Origin of the sequence: Sphingopyxis sp., assembly GCF_050916055.1 — a bacterium.
In the GTDB taxonomy this organism is placed as follows: Bacteria; Pseudomonadota; Alphaproteobacteria; order Sphingomonadales; family Sphingomonadaceae; genus Sphingopyxis.
This window is the reverse complement of record NZ_CP051527.1, coordinates 90,055-107,727: the sequence shown is the minus strand read 5'-3', so window position 1 is coordinate 107,727 and position 17,673 is coordinate 90,055. Positions and strand designations below refer to the sequence as shown.

Here is a 17,673-nt window from a genome sequence, read left to right as displayed (position 1 = left end):
AAAAGCGTCGCCCTCGATTTCCGTTCGTGTCGAGCGAAGTCGAGACACATTGCGTTCGTGCATGGCCTCACGTGTCTCGACTGCGCTCGACACGAACGGGGTTGAGCAGCGCCCCCGAGCCGTAGCCGATAACCGCCAACTTCGGCGCGAAAGCCCTTGCATCTGCAAATCCTTCGCATTAGCGGCGCTCCCAACAGGAGTTAAGAATGATTCGCAAAATGCTCGTCGCCGCGCTGGCGTCCACCGCGCTGTCCGCTCCCGCCTTCGCGCAGGAGGCCGACGACGATACCGCCACCGGCGAAAGCACGATCATCGTCACCGCCGCGCGCACCATCCTGCCCCCGAGCGCGCTGCCGCTGACCATCGACATCATCGACAAGGATGCGCTCGACCAGCAGCTGGCGATTTCGGGTTCGGTCACCGACGCGGTCGCGACCTTGTCCCCCAGTTTCTCGCCGACACGCCAGAAACTGTCGGGCGCGGGCGAGACGCTGCGCGGACGCTCGCCGCTCTATGCGATCAACGGCATTCCGCAATCTACGCCGCTGCGCGACGGCAGCCGCGACGGCTTCACCATCGACGGCTTTTTCGTCGACCGCGTCGAACTGATCTTCGGGTCGAACGCCCTCCAGGGGATTGGTGGCACCGGCGGCATCGTCAACCAGGTCACCGTCGGCGCACCGGCCAGTGAGGGTATCAGCGGCCGCGCGCTGCTCCAAGGCACCGCCGACGATGAATTTTCCAAGGCCGGCATGGGCGGCAAGGTCGCCGGGCTGGTCCAGTACAAGACCGGGCGCTTCGACGCCTCGGTCGGCGCGACCTACGAAGTGCGCGGCATCTTCCGCGATGGCGAGGGGCGCCCGGTCGGGATCAACCTGACACAGGGCGAAACCCAGGATAGCAGGACGCTCTCGCTGTTCGGGCGCTTCGGCTACGAAGTCACCGACACGATGCGGCTCGACCTGATCGCCAGCCGCTTCGAGCTTGAGGGCGATGGCGATTATGAGGTCGTCCCGGGCAGCCGCGCCACCGGCCTGCCGACCAGCCAGCGCCGCGGCACCCCGCCGGGCATCCCCGCCACCGGCCGCACCGAAAGCGTCGCGCTGTCGCTGACGGATCCCGACCTCGGCGGCGGCAATTTCGTCAGCCAGATCTTCTGGAACCGCAGCCGCGACACCTTCGGCGGCGAACCCAACCCGATCGCCACCTTCCAGGACGCCGCGATCGCCCCCGTCGGCACCTTGTTCGACCAGTCGCAGAACCGCAGCCGCAAGCTCGGCGGCAAGCTCAGCTATGAACGCGCGCTGCCGGGGTTCGAGGCGCTGACGCTGATCGCCGGCTTCGACGCGCTGTGGGACACCACCGAGCAGCGGCTGATCGCGACCGACCGCGCCTGGGTGCCGCCGACCGATTTTCGCAGCCTCGCGCCGTTCGGGCAGGCGAACCTCAAATTGTTCGATGGCCTCGTCCGCCTCGCCGGCGGCGCGCGCTATGAAAATGTAAAGATCACGATCGACGATTATACGACGCTCGCCTCGTCGGGCAGCACCTTCGTCGCCGGCGGCAGCCCGACCTTCGACGACATCTTGCTCAACGGCGGCGTCATCGTCGAGCCGGTCGAGGGCATCCGCGCCTACGCCAGCTATGCCGAGGGATACACCGTTCCCGACGTCGGCCGCATCACCCGCGCGGTGAGCACCGCCGGGGTCGACATCGACGATTTCCTCGACATCTCGCCGATCGTCTCGAACAACCGCGAACTGGGGGTCGAGGTGAAGCGCGGCCCGCTCGACGCCAGCGCGACCTATTTCTGGTCGTCGAGCAAGAAGGGACAGCTGCTCATCGCGCGGCCCGACGGCATTTTCGAAGTGCTGCGTCAGCGCGTCGAGATCGAGGGGCTGGAGATCAACCTCGCGGTCAAGTTGCCGATCGACGGGCTGGCGCTGTCGATGGGCTATGCGCATATCCTGGGCCAGTTCGACGATGACGAGGACGGCGTGGTCGAAACCGACCTCGACGGCGCCAACATCTCGCCCGACCGGCTGAACCTGGCCGCGGCCTATGCAAAGGGCCGCTTCTCGGCGCGCGTGCAGACGCAATTCTATCTGGCGCGGACCTTCCGCGGCCCGAACCGCGACGCGCGCAACGATTTCGAAGGCTATAATCTCACCGACGCGATCGTCCGCTACCAGACCGGCCTCGGCGGGATCAGCCTCGCGGTGCAGAATCTCTTCGACAAGCAATATATCAGCTACGCGAGCGACACCCAGCGCCCGACCGACAATTTCTTCAACTTCGCGGGCCGCGGACGCAGCTTCACGCTCGGGTGGGATTATCGGTTCTGATGCTGCTGTCATCGATCATCGGTTCGATAAACCCCGCGTCCCTGCGATGGCGGGGACCCATCGCCGGTGGGTTCAAAATGGCGCCGACCGGAGATGGACTCCCGCCTTCGCGGGAGCACGGCAGCTTTTTGAAATCAGGCACGGCGTTTAAATGATGACCCTGCTCGACACGCTGCACCGCTGGACCGGGGGACTGATCGGCCTCGTCCTCGCGCTGCTCGGCCTGTCGGGCACGATCCTGCTCTATGAACATCTGTGGATCGGAGTGCCGGGCAGCGGCGATCCGCTGCGCGGCGACCTCGCCACGGTGGCCGCGACCACCGAACGGCTGATGGCGACGCCCGGCGCGCAGGGCATCATCTACGCCGACGACCGCTTCGGATTGCACCAGCTGCGCTTTGCCGAGGGCGCCGGCGCCTATGCCAGCCAGTCGGGCGACATCGTCACACGCTGGACGAGCCAGTGGGAACGGCCTGAGCTCTGGATTTTCGACTTCCACCACCATCTCTTCGCCGGCGACAGCGGCGAATGGGTGATCGGCGTCGCCGGACTGAGCGGGCTGTTCTTCGTGATCAGCGGCGCGATCCTATGGTGGCGGACGCGGCGGACCTTCCAGCTGCGCCTCTGGCCCAAGCGGATGAGCCGTCCGTCGATCGTCATGCACCACCGCGACCTCGGCATCGTCGTCGCACCGTTGCTGCTGATCTCGATCGTCACCGGCACGATGATGATCTTCCGCCCCTTCGCATTGGGAGTCGTAGTCCCCTTCGGCCCGGTCGCCGAAACCGCCAAGGCGCTCGAGCCACCAAAATACAGCGGCGGCCCGCTCACCGAAACGCCCGATTACACCGCAATGCTCACCGAAGCGCACCGCCGCTTCCCCGCCGCCGAGTTCCGTATCCTCAGCCTGCCGCGCAAAGCCAACGACCCGATCAGCCTGCGCATGAAACAGCCCGCCGAATGGCTGCCCAACGGCCGCACGACCTTGTGGTTCGATGCGGCGACCGGCGCCGTGCTCGCATCGCGCGATGCGCTGGCGATGCCCGGCGGCGCGCAGGCGTTCAACATGGCCTTCCCGATCCACGCATCGAAAGTCGGCGGCTGGGCGTGGCATATCTTGCTGACGGGTTCGGGCCTGTCGCTGACGCTGCTCGGTAGCCTTGCGGTGTGGAGCTTCTGGTTCAGGCGGCCGAAGGCGACGAAACGCGCGGCGGGGAAGGCGGCTTTGGCGACAAGCCAATGACGTTGGTCAATGGCCAACATTAAATTTCGAGTGAACCTTGCGCAACGTACCGGTTGTCGGCACGCCGTAGGCAAACCAGTCAATCTTCATAATTTCGCGCCTATCGCCCGCGGGGTCACGGCCTTCGGATACGACGACGCTCTCGCCGCATTCGCCGAATTGATTAACAACCAAAGTGTTGAGACACGGCAGGCTATTCATCCGACAATAGTGACCGATAATACCCAGCTCGTTGCGTATTGTGCGTCCTGCAAGGTGGCTTCGGTTAATGAGCTGAACCAACTCTCCGTAGGTAATTGTTGGCGCGCCCTTCCCCGGTCTTGGCTTCCAATTGGGTAGCCTTTTTGCTTCCACGAGAGCGACGAGGATGACCCATATTCTTTGGGCCGTCACATAGACTCTATCCCCTCTTCCATAGTGACGTATCGCCGGAATTTCGTCCTTTGCCATGGCGCATTTGCTCCGTTCGCGCATATTTGCACACAATGAGCAATAAGGCCCGATTTGTCAATAGCTGCTTCCACCGGGAAGAGTTAGCCCTATATCCTGCGCAGTCCCATGACTCGCGCCCGCGTCCTCCTCCTGACCGCCGCCCTCGGCCCGCTCGACTATCGTGTGCCCTATGGCACCGAAGCGCCGCTCGGCAGCGTCGTCGTCGCTCCCTTGGGCCCGCGCAAGATGGGCGGCGTGGTGTGGGAGGACAGCGCGTTCGGCGCGCCCGAGGCGGTCGGCGACAATCGCCTGCGCAACCTCTACGAAGTCGTCGCTGTCCCGCCGATCGCGGCGCCGCTGCGCCGTCTCGTCGAATGGACCAGCGACTATTATCTCGCCCCGCCGGGGTCGGTGCTGCGGATGGTGCTGCCCGGGGTTGCCTTCGCCGACGCCAAGCGCCCGATCGTCGAATATCGCGCCACCGGCGGGCTGCCCACACGGATGACGCCGCAGCGCACTGTCGCGCTCGACAAGATCGGCGAGCGGCAGGGCATGGTGCGCGAACTCGCCGCGCTCGCCGAGGTCAGCGAAGCGGTGATCCGCGGGCTGGTGAACACCGGTGCGCTGGAAGCGGTAACGGTATCGGCTGACCAGCCCTACCCCCACCCCGATCCCGCCTTCGCCCCGCCCGACCTGTCGGCCGAACAGACCGCCGCCGCCGCGCAACTGACCGCTGCGGTCGCCGCGGCGAAATTCGAAACCTTGCTGCTCGACGGCGTCACCGGATCGGGCAAGACCGAAGTCTATATGGAGGCGATCGCCGCCGCGATTACGGCCGGAAGACAGGCGCTGGTGCTGCTCCCGGAAATCGCGCTGACCGAACCGATGCTCACCCGCTTCGCCGCGCGCTTCGGCTGCGAGCCCATCGCCTGGCACTCGGGCCTGCGCTCGACCGAGCGCCGCCGCGCCTGGCACGCGATCGCCAGCGGCGAGGCGAAGATCGTCGTCGGCGCGCGCTCGGCCCTGTTCCTGCCCTACGCGAGTCTCGGCGTCATCGTCGTCGACGAAGCGCATGAAACCAGCTTTAAGCAGGAGGATGGCGTCCATTACCACGCGCGCGACGTCGCGGTGATGCGCGGGCATTTCGAGGGATTGCCCGTCATCCTCGCCAGCGCCACCCCCGCGCTCGAAAGCCTGGCGATGGTCGAGGCGGGACGCTATCGCCACATCGTCCTGCCCGCGCGTTTCGGCGGCGCCACCTTGCCCGATCTCGCCGCGATCGACATGCGCGGCGACCCGCCCGACCGCGGCCGCTGGCTCGCGCCGCCGCTCGTCGACGCGCTCGCCGACCGATTGCAAAAGGGCGAGCAGTCGCTGCTCTTCCTCAACCGCCGCGGCTTTGCCCCACTGACGCTCTGCCGCACCTGCGGCCACCGCATCCAGTGCCCCAACTGCACCGCGTGGATGGTCGAGCACCGGCTCGTCCATCGCCTCGCCTGCCACCATTGCGGCCATGTCATGCCGCCGCCGCGGCTCTGCCCCGAATGCGACGACGAGGACAGCCTCGTCGCCTGCGGCCCCGGGGTCGAGCGCGTCGCCGACGAGGTGAGCTTGCGCTTCCCCGAGGCGCGCGTCGCGATCGTCACCAGCGACACCTTGTGGTCGCCCGCCAAGGCCGCCGAATTCGTCCACAATGTCGAGGGCGGGCTGGTCGATATCATCATCGGCACCCAGCTCGTCACCAAGGGTTATCATTTCCCGAACCTGACGCTGGTCGGCGTCGTCGACGCCGATCTCGGCCTCGACGGCGGCGATCTGCGCGCGTCCGAACGCACCTTCCAGCAGATCGCGCAGGTCGCGGGGCGCGCCGGGCGCGGGGTGAAGCCCGGCGAGGTGCTGATCCAGACCCGCGTCCCCGACGCCCCGGTGATGGCGGCGCTCGTCGCCAACGACCGCGACGGCTTCTACGCCGCCGAGGCCGCATCGCGCAAACAGGCGGGGGCGCCGCCCTATGGCCGCTTCGCCGCGCTCGTCATCTCGTCCGAAGATATCGAGGTCGCGCGCGGCGTCGCGCAGCGGCTGGGCGCAAAGGCGCCGGTCGCCGAAGGCCTAGCGGTCTACGGCCCCGCCCCCGCCCCGCTCGCGATGCTGCGCGGCCGCCACCGTTTCCGCCTCCTCCTCCACGCCCCGCGCAGCTTCGATTTGCAGGGAACGATCCGCGACTGGGTCGCCAGCATCGACTGGCCCAGCAAGGCGCGCCTCGCCATCGATATCGATCCTTATAGTTTCGTCTGACATAACCGGGCTTTACAGCCGCGCCCCGGCTTGGCAGCATGGCCGGGCAGAACAGGGGCCGGGGGGACGATGATGCAAAGACGATGGGCGCTGGGCGCCGCGACGATGGCGCTGCTGGCCAGCGCAACGGCGGCAGAGGTCAAATGGCTGCGCGCCGACACCGACAATTTCATCATCTACAGCGAGGGCAGCGAGCGGTCGCTGCGCGATTTCGCCGAAACGCTGCAACGCTTCGATGCGACGCTGCGCTTCCGGTTCAAGGTGCCGGGCGGGCGCGACCCCAACCGGCTCCCCATCTATCTCGTCCAGCAGACCGAGGAAGCCGCACGGCTGGCCTCGGGAAAGCGCGGCGCGTCGATCGCCGGTTTCTACAGCCCCGACCCCGAGGGAAGCTTTGCGGTGTCGCACCGCGAGAATTTCGAGGGCAATTTGGGCACCTCGGATTCGCAGCAGACGCTGTTCCATGAATATGGCCATCATTTCATGAAACGCTATGTCACCGCCGCCTTCCCGGCCTGGTTCATCGAGGGGTTCGCCGAATATTATTCGACCGTCGATTTCACCCGCGACGGCAAGGCCGAGATCGGCAAGGCCGCCTATCGCCGCGCCTATGGTCTGCTCGAAATGCCCAAAATCCCCGCCGACACGATCCTGCTCGAACGGCCCGGCGCGATGAAGAACGGCGGCCAGGTCGATGTCTATTACGGCCGCGCCTGGGTGCTCACCCACATGCTCTACAATCACCCCGAGCGGGTCGGCCAACTCACCACCTATATCAACGCGATCAATACCGGCAAGGATGCGAAAGAGGCGGCGACCGAAGCGTTCGGCGACCTCGCGCAGCTCGACAAGGATCTCAACCGCTACATGGTCCGTCCGCTGACCTATCGCACGACACTCGAGCCGATCCCGGTCGCGGACAATATCGTCATTGCGCCGCTGTCGGCGGTCGAAGACGCGCTGTTGCCGCTGCACCTCGAACGGATCAGCGCCGACCGCGGCTCCGAGCGCATGAGCAAGGTACGCGACCGGCTGAAATTGTTGGCCGACCGCTATCCGGCCGACGCCGGCGTCTGGTTCGAACTTGCCGCCGCCGAATGGGCGACCGGCGAGGAAGCGCGCGATCTGGCGGCGGTGCGCGCAGCGCTGGATCTGGCGCTCGCCGCCAAGGCCGACCATGTCCGCGCCAATGTGCTGCTCGCACGGCTCAACGCGTTCGAACTCGACAAGAAGGGCGACTATAGCGCCGGCGCGTGGCGCAGCGTGCGCCAGCCGATCCAGCTCGCCAATCGTACCAATCCCGACGACCCGGTCCCGCTCTACGCCTATTTCGAGAGCTTTACCGACCAGGGCGTCCGTCCGCCCGACATCGCGGTGCAGGGGCTGGAACGCGCCTTTGCTCTGGCGCCCGAAAATATCCAGGTGCGCGTCGCCTATGCTTTTGCACTGGCCAACAAAGGATCGTTCGATCCGGCGTTGAAGCTGGCCCAGTCGATCGCGTTCGATCCACACGGCAGCGGCGGCGAGCAGTTGCTGCAACAGCTGGAAAGGATGCGCGACCGGGAAAGCCCCAACTCGGCATCCGAACCTGCGGCAAGCGACTGACGCCGCGCCGCCGCCTCAATAATCGGGCTCGTTGCCCCCCAGCACCTCGACCGCCTGTCCGGTCAGCCACGCCATCGCGGCCGCCCACGGCTGGTGCCCGTGGCTGATCCGCGCCACGCCCAGCCCGGCCAGCTCGCGGTGCGTTGGCCCGCCCTTGCCGCGCAGGATGTTCACCGGCAGCGGCGAGGCATCGCAGATCGCGCCGATGCATTTCGCGTCGAGCAGGAAGGGTACGAACAGCGACCCCGCCCCCGCGTCGGCATAGGCCCGCGCGCGCTCGAGCGTCGCCGCGACCAGCGCGTCGCCGTCCGCTGCCACGTCGGCGCCGCGAAACACATCGCAGCGCGCGTTGACGAAAATACCGGTGTCGGCGGCGGCGCGGTAACGCGCCTGCGCCGCGGCGATCGGCAACAGCGCCCCCTCGCCGGACATCCGGTCCTCCATGTTGATCCCCGCCGCGCCCGCCGCCTTCGCCATGCCGATCGAGGCCCCGACCGACGCCGGATCGGCGCCATAACCCGATTCCATGTCGATGGTGACCGGCAGGTCGGTGACCGAAAGGATGCGCGCCAGATTGTCGAACACGTCGTCGAGCGGGAAATCCTCGCCGTCGGCGCGCCCCTGCGCGCCCGCGACGCCATAGCTGCCCGTCGCGATCGCCTTCGCGCCCGCCGCGGCGACCGCCTTCGCGCTCCCCGCGTCCCAGATATTGACGAGGATCAGCGGATCGCCGGGGACGTGCAGCGCGCGAAATTCGGCCACTTTGTCGGACATCAGAAACTCTCCCGCTTGAGCAATTCTTCCTTGATCGGCAGGCCATAGGCATAGCCGCCGAGCGTTCCGTCGCTGCGCACCACCCGGTGGCACGGAATCAGCACCGCCACGTTGTTCGCGCCATTGGCGCTGCCCGCCGCGCGCACCGCCTTCGGCTTGCCGACCGCGGCGGCGATGTCGGCATAGCTGCGCGTCTCACCCGCCGGGATTCGGCGCAGTTCGCGCCACACCGCCTCCTGAAAGGCGGTGCCCTTCACGTCGATCGGGATATGGTCGAAACCCTGCGTCGGCGCCTCGACCGCCGCGACGACGTCCTTGAGCAACGCCGCGAAATCATCGCCGCCCTCGACCAGCGTCGCCGCCGGAAAGCGCTTTTCCAGAGCCTCGCGCCCCTCGGCGAAGCTCAATCGGCACACCCCCTTTTCGGTCGCCGCAACGAGCATGTCACCGAGGCTCGTCGGCACCACCGCCCAATGAATGTCGGTGCCCTTGCCGCCGTTGACCCACGCCGATGCGGTCATGCCCATCCGTCCCTCCATATTGTCGTAGAAGCGCGACGGCCCTGAAAAGCCCGCGTCATAGATGGCGTCGGTCACCCGCGCGCCCGCGCTCAGCGCCTGCCGCGCGCGCTCCTCGCGCAGCGCGCGGGCATAGGCGGCGGGCGACAGCCCGGTGTGGCGGGTGAAGACGCGCTGGAAATGCGTCGGCGAATAGCCGGTGCGCACGGCGAGGTCGGCGAGCGCCAGCGGCTCCTCGCTCGCCTTGATCGCGGCAATCGCCTTGATCACCGCGCCCTCGTCGCGCGCGAAATCGTCGGGCAGGCAGCGCTTGCACGGGCGCAGCCCCGCCGCGCGCGCCGCCGCGCCATCGGCAAAGAAGCGCACATTGTTGCGTAACGGATGCCGCGCGGCGCAGCTTGGCCGGCAATAAATGCCGGTGGTCAGCACCCCGGTGACGAAGCGGCCGTCAAAGGCCTTGTCGCGGCGCGCAACCGCCTGCCAGCGATCGTCGTCGGTCATGGTCTCGGCGGCGCTCATGCCTCGTCCCTTTCGATCCGCGCGGCGAAACAGCCGTTCGTCGCATATTGGGCATGGATATAGGCGACCGAGGGGTCGGCGAACAGGTCGCGGATGGCCTCATCGCCCGCGTCGCCGGGACCAAGACGTGCGGCCGTGAGCATCGCGTCGCCGTCGAAACCGCGAAAGGCCATCATGCGCCCGGCGAACGCCGGCGGCAGGCTGTCGCGATAGGTCGCCGCCTCGACCGCCGCCCGCACATAGATCGCATAGGCGCTGCGAAACGGCGTATCGACGTCATGGCTGATGTGGTGCAGCAGGATGACCTCTTCGCCCGCTTTCGCGTCATCAAGGCTGATACGGCACGGAAAGCCGCGGTCGGCCGTCGCGGTGATCCGCCGCGCGTTTCGGGCGGCAAGCTCGGCATCGCTCAGCGCGAACAGCGGGGGGGCGGCGGGGTCGAGCCCGGTTATTCGATAGGTCATCGCATCGTCCTTTCGCTTGCGTCGGGCTCCGAATGCCACCCCGGCGCCAATCCCGCGTCCCGATGCTTGCGTTCAAAGTTGGCGGGACTAGGGTGCGCGCCATGACCCGCCTCCTTGCGCTCCTCCTCGCCATCCTCACCCTCACCCTGCCCGCCAGCGCCGCCGACGACATCAGCGCCGCCTCGCGCAGCGTCGTGCGCGTCGTCACCGTCGCGATGATGGAGGGCGAGGTCGTCGGATTCGGTCACGGCAGCGGCATCGCCATCTCGCCGACGCGGATCGTCACCAACGCCCATGTCGTCGAATCGGCGGTGCGCTATCCGGGCAATGTCGCGCTCGGCGTCGTCCCGTCGGAGGGCAAGAAAAGCTATGCCGCGAAACTGATCGCGATCGACACCGCGCGCGACCTGGCGCTGATCGAGATTACCGAGGGGCGCATCCCGCCCGCTGCCATCTATTCGGGGCCGCTCGAATCGGGCGACGATGTCGTCGCGCTCGGCTATCCGGGCAATGTCGATCTCGCCACCGCGCGCAGCGCCAACGATTATATCACCCCGCGCACCCCGACGCGCAGCGAGGGCAATCTGTCGAACACGCAAGGCGTCGACGGGGTCGCGATGCTGATCCACACCGCAAAGATCTCGCGCGGCAATTCGGGCGGGCCGCTCGTGGACCAGTGCGGGCGCATCACCGGCATCAACACCGCGATCACCCGCGCCGACGACGGCGATTCGCCGTTCGCCTTCGCGATTGCGGGACGCGAGCTGACGCGTTTCCTTGCCGACGCCGACCAGCCCTTCACGACCGTCGGCACCCCGTGCCTGTCGCTGGCCGAGGCCGACGCGCGCGACCGCGCCGCGCTTGACGCCGATGCGCGCGCCAGCGCCGCGGCGAACGCCGACCGCGACGCCGCGGCAAAGCACGACCGCGATTTGAAACAGGCGCGCGCCGAGGAAGCAGCGCTGGCCGCGCGCGAAAACCGCATCGCGCTCGCCGGGGTGCTGTTCGTCATCGGCGCGCTCGCGGCGGGCGCCGGGCTGCTCTTCTACAGTCAGCAGAATCTGCGCAACGCCAAGATCGCCGGCGGCGTCGGCGCAGCGCTGATCCTCGTCGCCGCGGTCCTGTTCGTCACCCGCCCCGATGCCCATGCCGAAATCGCCGACAGCACGGGCGGCCCCGGCGCCGCGCCGGCCGCCGCGGCGCCGACACTGGCAGCGGGCAATCTGCTCTGCACGATCCGCCCCGACCGCAGCCGCATCACCGTGTCGTCGACCACCGACGTCCCGGTGGCGATCGCCGCCGGCGGCTGCGTCAACGGCCGCACCCAATATGCGCAGGGGTCCGACGGGCGCTGGCAACGCATCCTGGTGCCGAACGACGAAGCGACGGTCACCGTCGCGTCGATCGACGCCGCGGGGCGCGACTATCGCGTCGACCGCTACCTGCTCGACGCCGAAACCATGACCAAAGCGCGCGAGATTCGCGCCGGTGTCGCGCTCAAGGGCTGCTCGGCCGACCCCGGCGCGCTCGCCGCGCTCGCCACCCAGCAGGACGCGATCCGCAGCGCGCTGCCGCCCAACCCCAACGAACGGCTGGTCTATGAATGCCAGCGCGCGGCGCCTTAAGCCGGAAATGGACATGGATGCTGTGTACCCCGGCGAAAGCCGGGGCCCAGGGCGTAATCACGCCAGGCCAGCTTACCAACTCTCTTAGATCCGGATTTCGCCGGGGTACGGAAATCAGCGAACGTCCGCTCCCCCTAAACCGGCCTAGCCGCCGGATTACCCCCCGCACGCCTTGAACAGCATCAGCGTGCGTTCGCGCGCCAGCTCGCTCGACGGTTCGTGATAATCCTTGCGGCGGTCGCTGTTGAAACCGTGGCCCGCTTCATAAACGAAGATCTGCGCGGTCGGATGCTCCTTGGCGATCAGCGCCTCGACGCCTTCCATCGGAATGCCGCCGTCGAAGCGGCCGAAATGCGCGATCGTCGCGCAGCGCGGCGCCTCGTCCTTGAACTGGGTCGGGACAAGGCTGCCATAATAGGAAGAGGCCGCGGCAAGGTCCGAACTGATCTGCGCCATCCGCCACGCGACCGAGCCGCCGTAACAAAAGCCGGTGATGAACACCGCGCCTTTCGATTTGAGCGCGTCGATGCACGTCTGCGCATCCTTCAGGCTCTGTTCGAATGGGTGCAGCTCGCGCGCCAGCTGCACCGCGCGCTCGAATTGCGGCCCCGAATAGTCGCTTTCGAACCCCGGATGCTCGCGGTCGAACAGCGCGGGGGACAGCACCTCATAGCCGTCGGCAGCATATTCGTCGGCGAGCTCGCGGATATGGTCGGTCACCCCGAAGATTTCCTGCGCCAGCACCAACCCGCCGCGCCGTTCGCCGGTCGGCTGGGCATGATAGACGGCGATCTCGGCGCCATCGTTCATCGTCATCCGGATCATCTCGCCCATGCGCTACCTCTCTGCCGTTCCGACTGAGCTTGTCGAAGTCCCGTCCTCTTGGCCCGGCTTTTGACGAAAGAACCGGGCTTCGACAAGCTCAGCGCAAACGGCTTTGGGGACGGGCCGCGATTCACCCCACCCCCGCCTTGCATTGCCGCAGAATCGTTGCTAGGCGCGCCGCGACTTCGCTGCGGGGGATATTACCCAATATCCGCCAAAACCCGCGCGACCCATCCCCCACGGGATCGTAGCAAAGGACTTTCACGCGTGGAGAATTCCGGCGGCATTCAAGGCAACATCACGGCGGGCCTCGCGGGCCGCTATGCGGTCGCTTTGTTCGATCTGGCGCGCGAATCGAACGCGATCGACGCGGTGTCGAAAAGCCTCGCCACCCTGCGCGCCGGCCTTGCCGAATCGGACGACCTGTCGGCGCTGATCGCCAGCCCGGTCGTCGGGCGCACCGACGCCGCCAATGCGGTGGGTGCGGTCGCCAAGGCGATGCAGCTCGATTCGCTGACCGCCAAATTCCTCGGCGTGCTGGCGGAGAACCGCCGCCTCGCCGATCTGCCCAAGATGATCGATGCGTTCGACGCCATCGTCGCCAACCACCGCGGCGAAGTGACCGCGAAGGTCACCAGCGCGCATCCGCTGTCGGCCGCGCAGCTTGCCGAGCTGACCCAGAACCTCAAATCCCGTGTCGGGCGCGACGTTGCCGTCGCGACGACCGTCGATCCCGCCATCCTCGGCGGCCTCGTCGTCCAGCTGGGCAGCCAGCTGATCGACGGCAGCATCCGTACCCGTCTCAACAGTTTCGCCCAGGCGATGAAGGGCTGAACAGCCCGTACGCCAAATTTGCCCGATGAAAGGCTAAACAATGGAAATCCGCGCCGCTGAAATCAGCAAGGTCATCAAGGACCAGATCGCCAATTTCGGCACCGACGCCACGGTCAGCGAAATCGGTCAGGTGCTGTCGGTCGGCGACGGCATCGCCCGCGTCCACGGCCTCGACAATGTCCAGGCCGGTGAAATGGTCGAATTCGCCAATGGCGTACAGGGCATGGCCCTGAACCTCGAAGCCGACAACGTCGGCATCGTGATCTTCGGCAGCGACGCCGAGATCAAGGAAGGCGACCAGGTCAAGCGCACCGGCACGATCGTCGACGTTCCCGTCGGCAAGGGCCTGCTCGGCCGCGTCGTCGATGGCCTCGGCAATCCGATCGACGGCAAAGGCCCGATCAAGGCCGACAAGCGCATGCGCGTCGAAGTGAAGGCGCCGGGTATCATCCCACGTACCTCGGTGCACGAACCCGTCCAGACCGGCCTGAAGGCGCTCGACGCGCTCGTCCCCGTCGGCCGCGGCCAGCGCGAACTGATCATCGGCGATCGCCAGACCGGCAAGACCGCCGTCGCGATCGACACCTTCATCAACCAGAAGCAGGCCAACGCCGGCGATGACGAGAGCAAGAAGCTCTATTGCATCTACGTCGCGGTCGGCCAGAAGCGCTCGACCGTGGCGCAGATCGTCCGCCAGCTCGAAGAAAATGGCGCGATGGAATATTCGATCGTCGTCGCCGCAACCGCGTCGGAGCCGGCCCCGCTGCAGTTCCTCGCACCCTACACCGGCTGCACGATGGGCGAGTTTTTCCGCGACAACGGCATGCACGCCGTGATCGTCTATGACGATCTGTCGAAGCAGGCCGTCGCGTACCGTCAGATGTCGCTGCTGCTGCGCCGCCCGCCGGGCCGCGAAGCTTATCCGGGCGACGTTTTCTATCTGCACAGCCGTCTGCTCGAGCGCGCCGCCAAGATGAACAGCGACAATGGGTCGGGCTCGCTCACCGCGCTGCCGATCATCGAAACGCAGGCGGGCGACGTGTCGGCGTACATCCCGACCAACGTGATTTCGATCACCGACGGCCAGATCTTTCTCGAAACCGGCCTGTTCAATGCCGGTATCCGCCCGGCGATCAACGTCGGCCTGTCGGTGAGCAGAGTCGGTTCTGCCGCGCAGACCAAGGCGATGAAAAAGGTGTCGGGCTCGATCAAGCTCGAACTCGCGCAATATCGCGAAATGGAAGCCTTCGCGCAGTTCGGCTCGGACCTTGATGCGTCGACGCAAAAGCTGCTCAACCGCGGCGCGCGCCTGACCCAGCTCTTGAAGCAGGCGCAGTTCCAGCCGATGCCGTTCGAAGAACAGACCGCGTCGATCTTTGCCGGCACCAACGGCTTCCTCGACAACGTTCCCGTCACCGACGTCAACCGCTACGAACAGGCGATGCTCGCCTATCTGCGCAGCGACCACGCCGACGTGTTGAAGACGATCCGCGACACCAAGGATCTCGGCGACGACGCCAAAAAGGGTCTGGTCGCGGCGCTCGAAGCCTTCGCCAAGATTTTCGCGTAACTGGTTCCGTCATCCCGACGAAAGCTGAGATGACGATTTAGAGAGGCCGAAATGGCATCGTTGAAGGAACTCAAAGGGCGGATCGGCTCGGTCAAATCGACCCAGAAGATCACCAAGGCCAAGAAGATGGTCGCCGCCGCCAAGCTGCGCCGCGCGCAAGCGGCCGCCGAAGCCGCGCGCCCCTATGCGACGCGCCTCGAAGGCGTCGTCGCCAGCCTGGCGTCAAAGGTCGGCGGGTCCGATTCGGCGCCGCAGCTGCTCGCCGGCACCGGCAAGAGCGACGCCCATCTGCTCGTCGTGCTCAACAGCGACCGCGGCCTTGCCGGCGCGTTCAACTCGAACATCGTCCGCGCCGCGCGCGACAAGGCGCTCGACCTGCAGGCGCAGGGCAAGAAGGTGCTCTTCTACCTCGTCGGCCGCAAGGGCCGCCCGGTCATCGCGCGCCTGTTCGCGGGCCAGATCGTCGAGCAGTATGAAACGACGGGCATCCGCGACATCGGCTTCGAACAGGCGCAGGACATCGCCGCCAAGGTGATGGAGATGTACGAAGCCGGCGCGTTCGACGTCGCGCATCTTTTCTATTCGAAGTTCCGCTCGGCGCTGCTCCAGGAAGCGACCGGCCAGCAGCTGATCCCGGTTCCCGCCCCCGTCGATGTTCCGGCAGCGAGCGGCGCCGCGGTCGAATATGAACCCGACGAGGAAGCGATCCTCGCCGACCTGCTGCCGCGCAACATCACGATCCAGATCTTCAAGGGTCTGCTGGAAAACGCCGCGTCCGAACAGGGCGCGTCGATGACCGCGATGGACAATGCGACGCGCAACGCGGGCGACCTGATCAACAAACTGACCATCATCTACAACCGCACGCGTCAGGCGGCGATCACGACCGAGCTTATCGAAATCATCGCTGGCGCCGAAGCGCTGTAAAATTCCGTCGCCCCAGCGAAAGCTGGGGCCGCTACCCACCCGAAGCTGCGCCAGCAGGCCAGCGATCCCAGCTGTCGCTGGGATGACGACATAAAGAAGGCAAGGAAACGAACATGGCAACCGCACCCGCCCCTGAAAAGAAGGCACCCGCCAAGAAGCCTGCCGCGCCCAAGGCTGCTGCGCCGAAGAAGGCCGCTGCGCCCAAGGCCGCCAGCACCGGCATCGCCACCGGCCGCATCGCGCAGGTCATCGGCGCCGTCGTCGACGTCCAGTTCACCGGCACCCTGCCCGCGATTCTGAACGCGCTGGAAACCGACAACAACGGCAACCGCCTCGTTCTCGAAGTCGCGCAGCACCTCGGCGAAAACACCGTCCGCACCATCGCGATGGACGCGACCGACGGCCTGACCCGCGGCCAGCCCGTGACCGACACCGGCGCGCAGATTTCGGTTCCGGTCGGCCCGCAGACGCTCGGCCGCATCCTCAACGTCATCGGCGAGCCGATCGACGAACGCGGCCCGGTCGTCACCGACCTCCGCTCGCCGATCCATGCCAAGGCCCCTGAATTCGTCGATCAGTCGACCGAATCGAGCATCCTCGTCACCGGCATCAAGGTCATCGACCTGATCGCGCCTTATGCGAAGGGCGGCAAGATCGGCCTGTTCGGCGGCGCCGGCGTCGGCAAGACGGTTCTCATTCAGGAGCTGATCAACAACATCGCCAAGGGCCATGGTGGTACGTCGGTGTTCGCGGGCGTCGGTGAACGCACCCGCGAAGGCAACGATCTCTATCACGAATTCCTCGACGCCGGCGTGATCGCCAAGGACGCCGACGGCAACCCGACCCCCGAGGGTTCGAAGGTGGCGCTGGTGTTCGGCCAGATGAACGAGCCGCCGGGCGCCCGCGCCCGCGTGGCGCTGTCGGGCCTGACGATCGCCGAATATTTCCGCGACGTCGAAGGTCAGGACGTGCTGTTCTTCGTCGACAACATCTTCCGCTTCACCCAGGCGGGTTCGGAAGTGTCGGCGCTGCTCGGGCGCATTCCCTCGGCCGTGGGCTACCAGCCTACCCTGTCGACCGACATGGGCGCGTTGCAGGAACGCATCACCTCGACGAACAAGGGCTCGATCACCTCGGTGCAGGCCATTTACGTTCCCGCGGATGACTTGACCGACCCTGCTCCCGCCACCTCGTTCGCCCACTTGGACGCGACGACGACGCTGAACCGCGCGATTTCGGAACTCGGTATCTATCCGGCGGTCGATCCGCTCGATTCGACCAGCCGCGTGCTGACCGCCGCCATCGTCGGCCAGGAGCATTATGAAACGGCCCGCCGCGTTCAGGAAACGCTGCAGAAGTACAAGTCGCTGCAGGACATCATCGCGATTCTCGGCATGGACGAGCTGAGCGAAGAAGATAAGCTGGTCGTCGCACGCGCGCGCAAGATCCAGCGCTTCCTGTCGCAGCCGTTCCACGTCGCGGAAGTCTTTACCAACATCCCCGGCAAGTTCGTGGCGATCGAAGACACGGTGAAGTCGTTCAAGGCGGTGGTCGACGGCGAATATGATCACCTTCCCGAAGCGGCCTTCTACATGGTCGGCGGCATCGACGAAGCGGTCGCCAAGGCCGCCAAGCTCGCCGAAGACGCGTAAGACTTACCTGAGCCCCTCCCCTTCAGGGGAGGGGTTGGGGTGGGG

The 17,673-nt window shown here is 66.5% G+C and carries 14 protein-coding genes; 9 read left to right on the top strand and 5 right to left on the bottom strand.

The window, feature by feature from the left end; translation table 11 throughout:
• Positions 1 to 206 precede the first annotated feature (206 nt).
• A complete protein-coding gene (locus tag HEQ22_RS00515) occupies positions 207 to 2,345 on the top strand; it encodes a TonB-dependent receptor (protein WP_432769253.1) in 2,139 nt (712 codons plus the stop codon).
• A gap of 154 nt (positions 2,346 to 2,499) precedes the next feature.
• Positions 2,500 to 3,588, top strand: a complete 1,089-nt coding sequence (locus HEQ22_RS00510; protein WP_432770910.1) for a PepSY-associated TM helix domain-containing protein — start codon at positions 2,500 to 2,502, stop codon at positions 3,586 to 3,588.
• A 6-nt stretch (positions 3,589 to 3,594) separates the two neighbouring features.
• Here the strand turns inward: HEQ22_RS00510 and HEQ22_RS00505 are convergent, their stop codons facing one another.
• Positions 3,595 to 4,038 carry a hypothetical protein gene (locus HEQ22_RS00505; protein WP_432769252.1) on the bottom strand — a complete coding sequence of 148 codons (444 nt, stop codon included), beginning with the start codon at positions 4,036 to 4,038 and terminating at the stop codon, positions 3,595 to 3,597.
• 108 nt (positions 4,039 to 4,146) lie between these two features.
• Here HEQ22_RS00505 and HEQ22_RS00500 point away from each other — a divergent pair, with 108 nt between their 5' ends.
• Both HEQ22_RS00500 and HEQ22_RS00495 read left to right on the top strand, forming a co-directional pair.
• Positions 4,147 to 6,315, top strand: a complete 2,169-nt coding sequence (locus tag HEQ22_RS00500; protein WP_432769251.1) for a primosomal protein N' — start codon at positions 4,147 to 4,149, stop codon at positions 6,313 to 6,315.
• Between the two features lie 69 nt (positions 6,316 to 6,384).
• Positions 6,385 to 7,920: a hypothetical protein gene (locus tag HEQ22_RS00495; protein ID WP_432769250.1), complete on the top strand. Its 1,536-nt coding sequence runs from the start codon at positions 6,385 to 6,387 to the stop codon at positions 7,918 to 7,920.
• Between the two features lie 15 nt (positions 7,921 to 7,935).
• On the opposite strand, the gene HEQ22_RS00490 is transcribed toward HEQ22_RS00495, so the two are convergent.
• From HEQ22_RS00490 to HEQ22_RS00480, 3 genes are read right to left on the bottom strand one after another with little or no spacing between them, the layout of a single operon-like run.
• On the bottom strand, positions 7,936 to 8,694 hold the full coding sequence (locus HEQ22_RS00490; protein ID WP_432769249.1) for an isocitrate lyase/PEP mutase family protein: 759 nt from the start codon (positions 8,692 to 8,694) through the stop codon (positions 7,936 to 7,938).
• Positions 8,694 to 9,731: a bifunctional DNA-binding transcriptional regulator/O6-methylguanine-DNA methyltransferase Ada gene (ada, locus tag HEQ22_RS00485; RefSeq protein ID WP_432769248.1), complete on the bottom strand. Its 1,038-nt coding sequence runs from the start codon at positions 9,729 to 9,731 to the stop codon at positions 8,694 to 8,696. The genes HEQ22_RS00490 and ada overlap by 1 nt, the downstream gene beginning before the upstream one ends.
• The gene (locus tag HEQ22_RS00480; protein WP_432769247.1) at positions 9,728 to 10,195 is read right to left on the bottom strand and encodes a DUF1203 domain-containing protein; all 468 of its coding nucleotides are present in this window, start codon (positions 10,193 to 10,195) and stop codon (positions 9,728 to 9,730) included. The genes ada and HEQ22_RS00480 overlap by 4 nt, the downstream gene beginning before the upstream one ends.
• Positions 10,196 to 10,296: 101 nt before the next feature.
• Here HEQ22_RS00480 and HEQ22_RS00475 point away from each other — a divergent pair, with 101 nt between their 5' ends.
• Positions 10,297 to 11,820, top strand: coding sequence for a S1C family serine protease (locus HEQ22_RS00475; RefSeq protein WP_432769246.1), 1,524 nt, complete (start codon positions 10,297 to 10,299; stop codon positions 11,818 to 11,820).
• Positions 11,821 to 11,976: 156 nt separating this feature from the next.
• Here the strand turns inward: HEQ22_RS00475 and HEQ22_RS00470 are convergent, their stop codons facing one another.
• Complete coding sequence (locus tag HEQ22_RS00470; RefSeq protein WP_432769245.1) at positions 11,977 to 12,654, bottom strand: dienelactone hydrolase family protein; 678 nt, start codon at positions 12,652 to 12,654, stop codon at positions 11,977 to 11,979.
• A gap of 258 nt (positions 12,655 to 12,912) precedes the next feature.
• Here HEQ22_RS00470 and HEQ22_RS00465 point away from each other — a divergent pair, with 258 nt between their 5' ends.
• From HEQ22_RS00465 to atpD, 4 genes are all read left to right on the top strand, one after another.
• The gene (locus HEQ22_RS00465; protein ID WP_432769244.1) at positions 12,913 to 13,479 is read left to right on the top strand and encodes a F0F1 ATP synthase subunit delta; all 567 of its coding nucleotides are present in this window, start codon (positions 12,913 to 12,915) and stop codon (positions 13,477 to 13,479) included.
• A gap of 40 nt (positions 13,480 to 13,519) precedes the next feature.
• Positions 13,520 to 15,049, top strand: a complete 1,530-nt coding sequence (gene atpA / locus HEQ22_RS00460) for a F0F1 ATP synthase subunit alpha (RefSeq protein WP_432769243.1) — start codon at positions 13,520 to 13,522, stop codon at positions 15,047 to 15,049.
• 51 nt (positions 15,050 to 15,100) lie between these two features.
• Positions 15,101 to 15,976 carry a F0F1 ATP synthase subunit gamma gene (locus HEQ22_RS00455; RefSeq protein WP_432769242.1) on the top strand — a complete coding sequence of 292 codons (876 nt, stop codon included), beginning with the start codon at positions 15,101 to 15,103 and terminating at the stop codon, positions 15,974 to 15,976.
• 113 nt (positions 15,977 to 16,089) lie between these two features.
• Entirely contained in the window at positions 16,090 to 17,628 is a 1,539-nt protein-coding gene (gene atpD / locus HEQ22_RS00450; RefSeq protein WP_432769241.1) for a F0F1 ATP synthase subunit beta, read from the top strand.
• Positions 17,629 to 17,673: the final 45 nt, after the last annotated feature.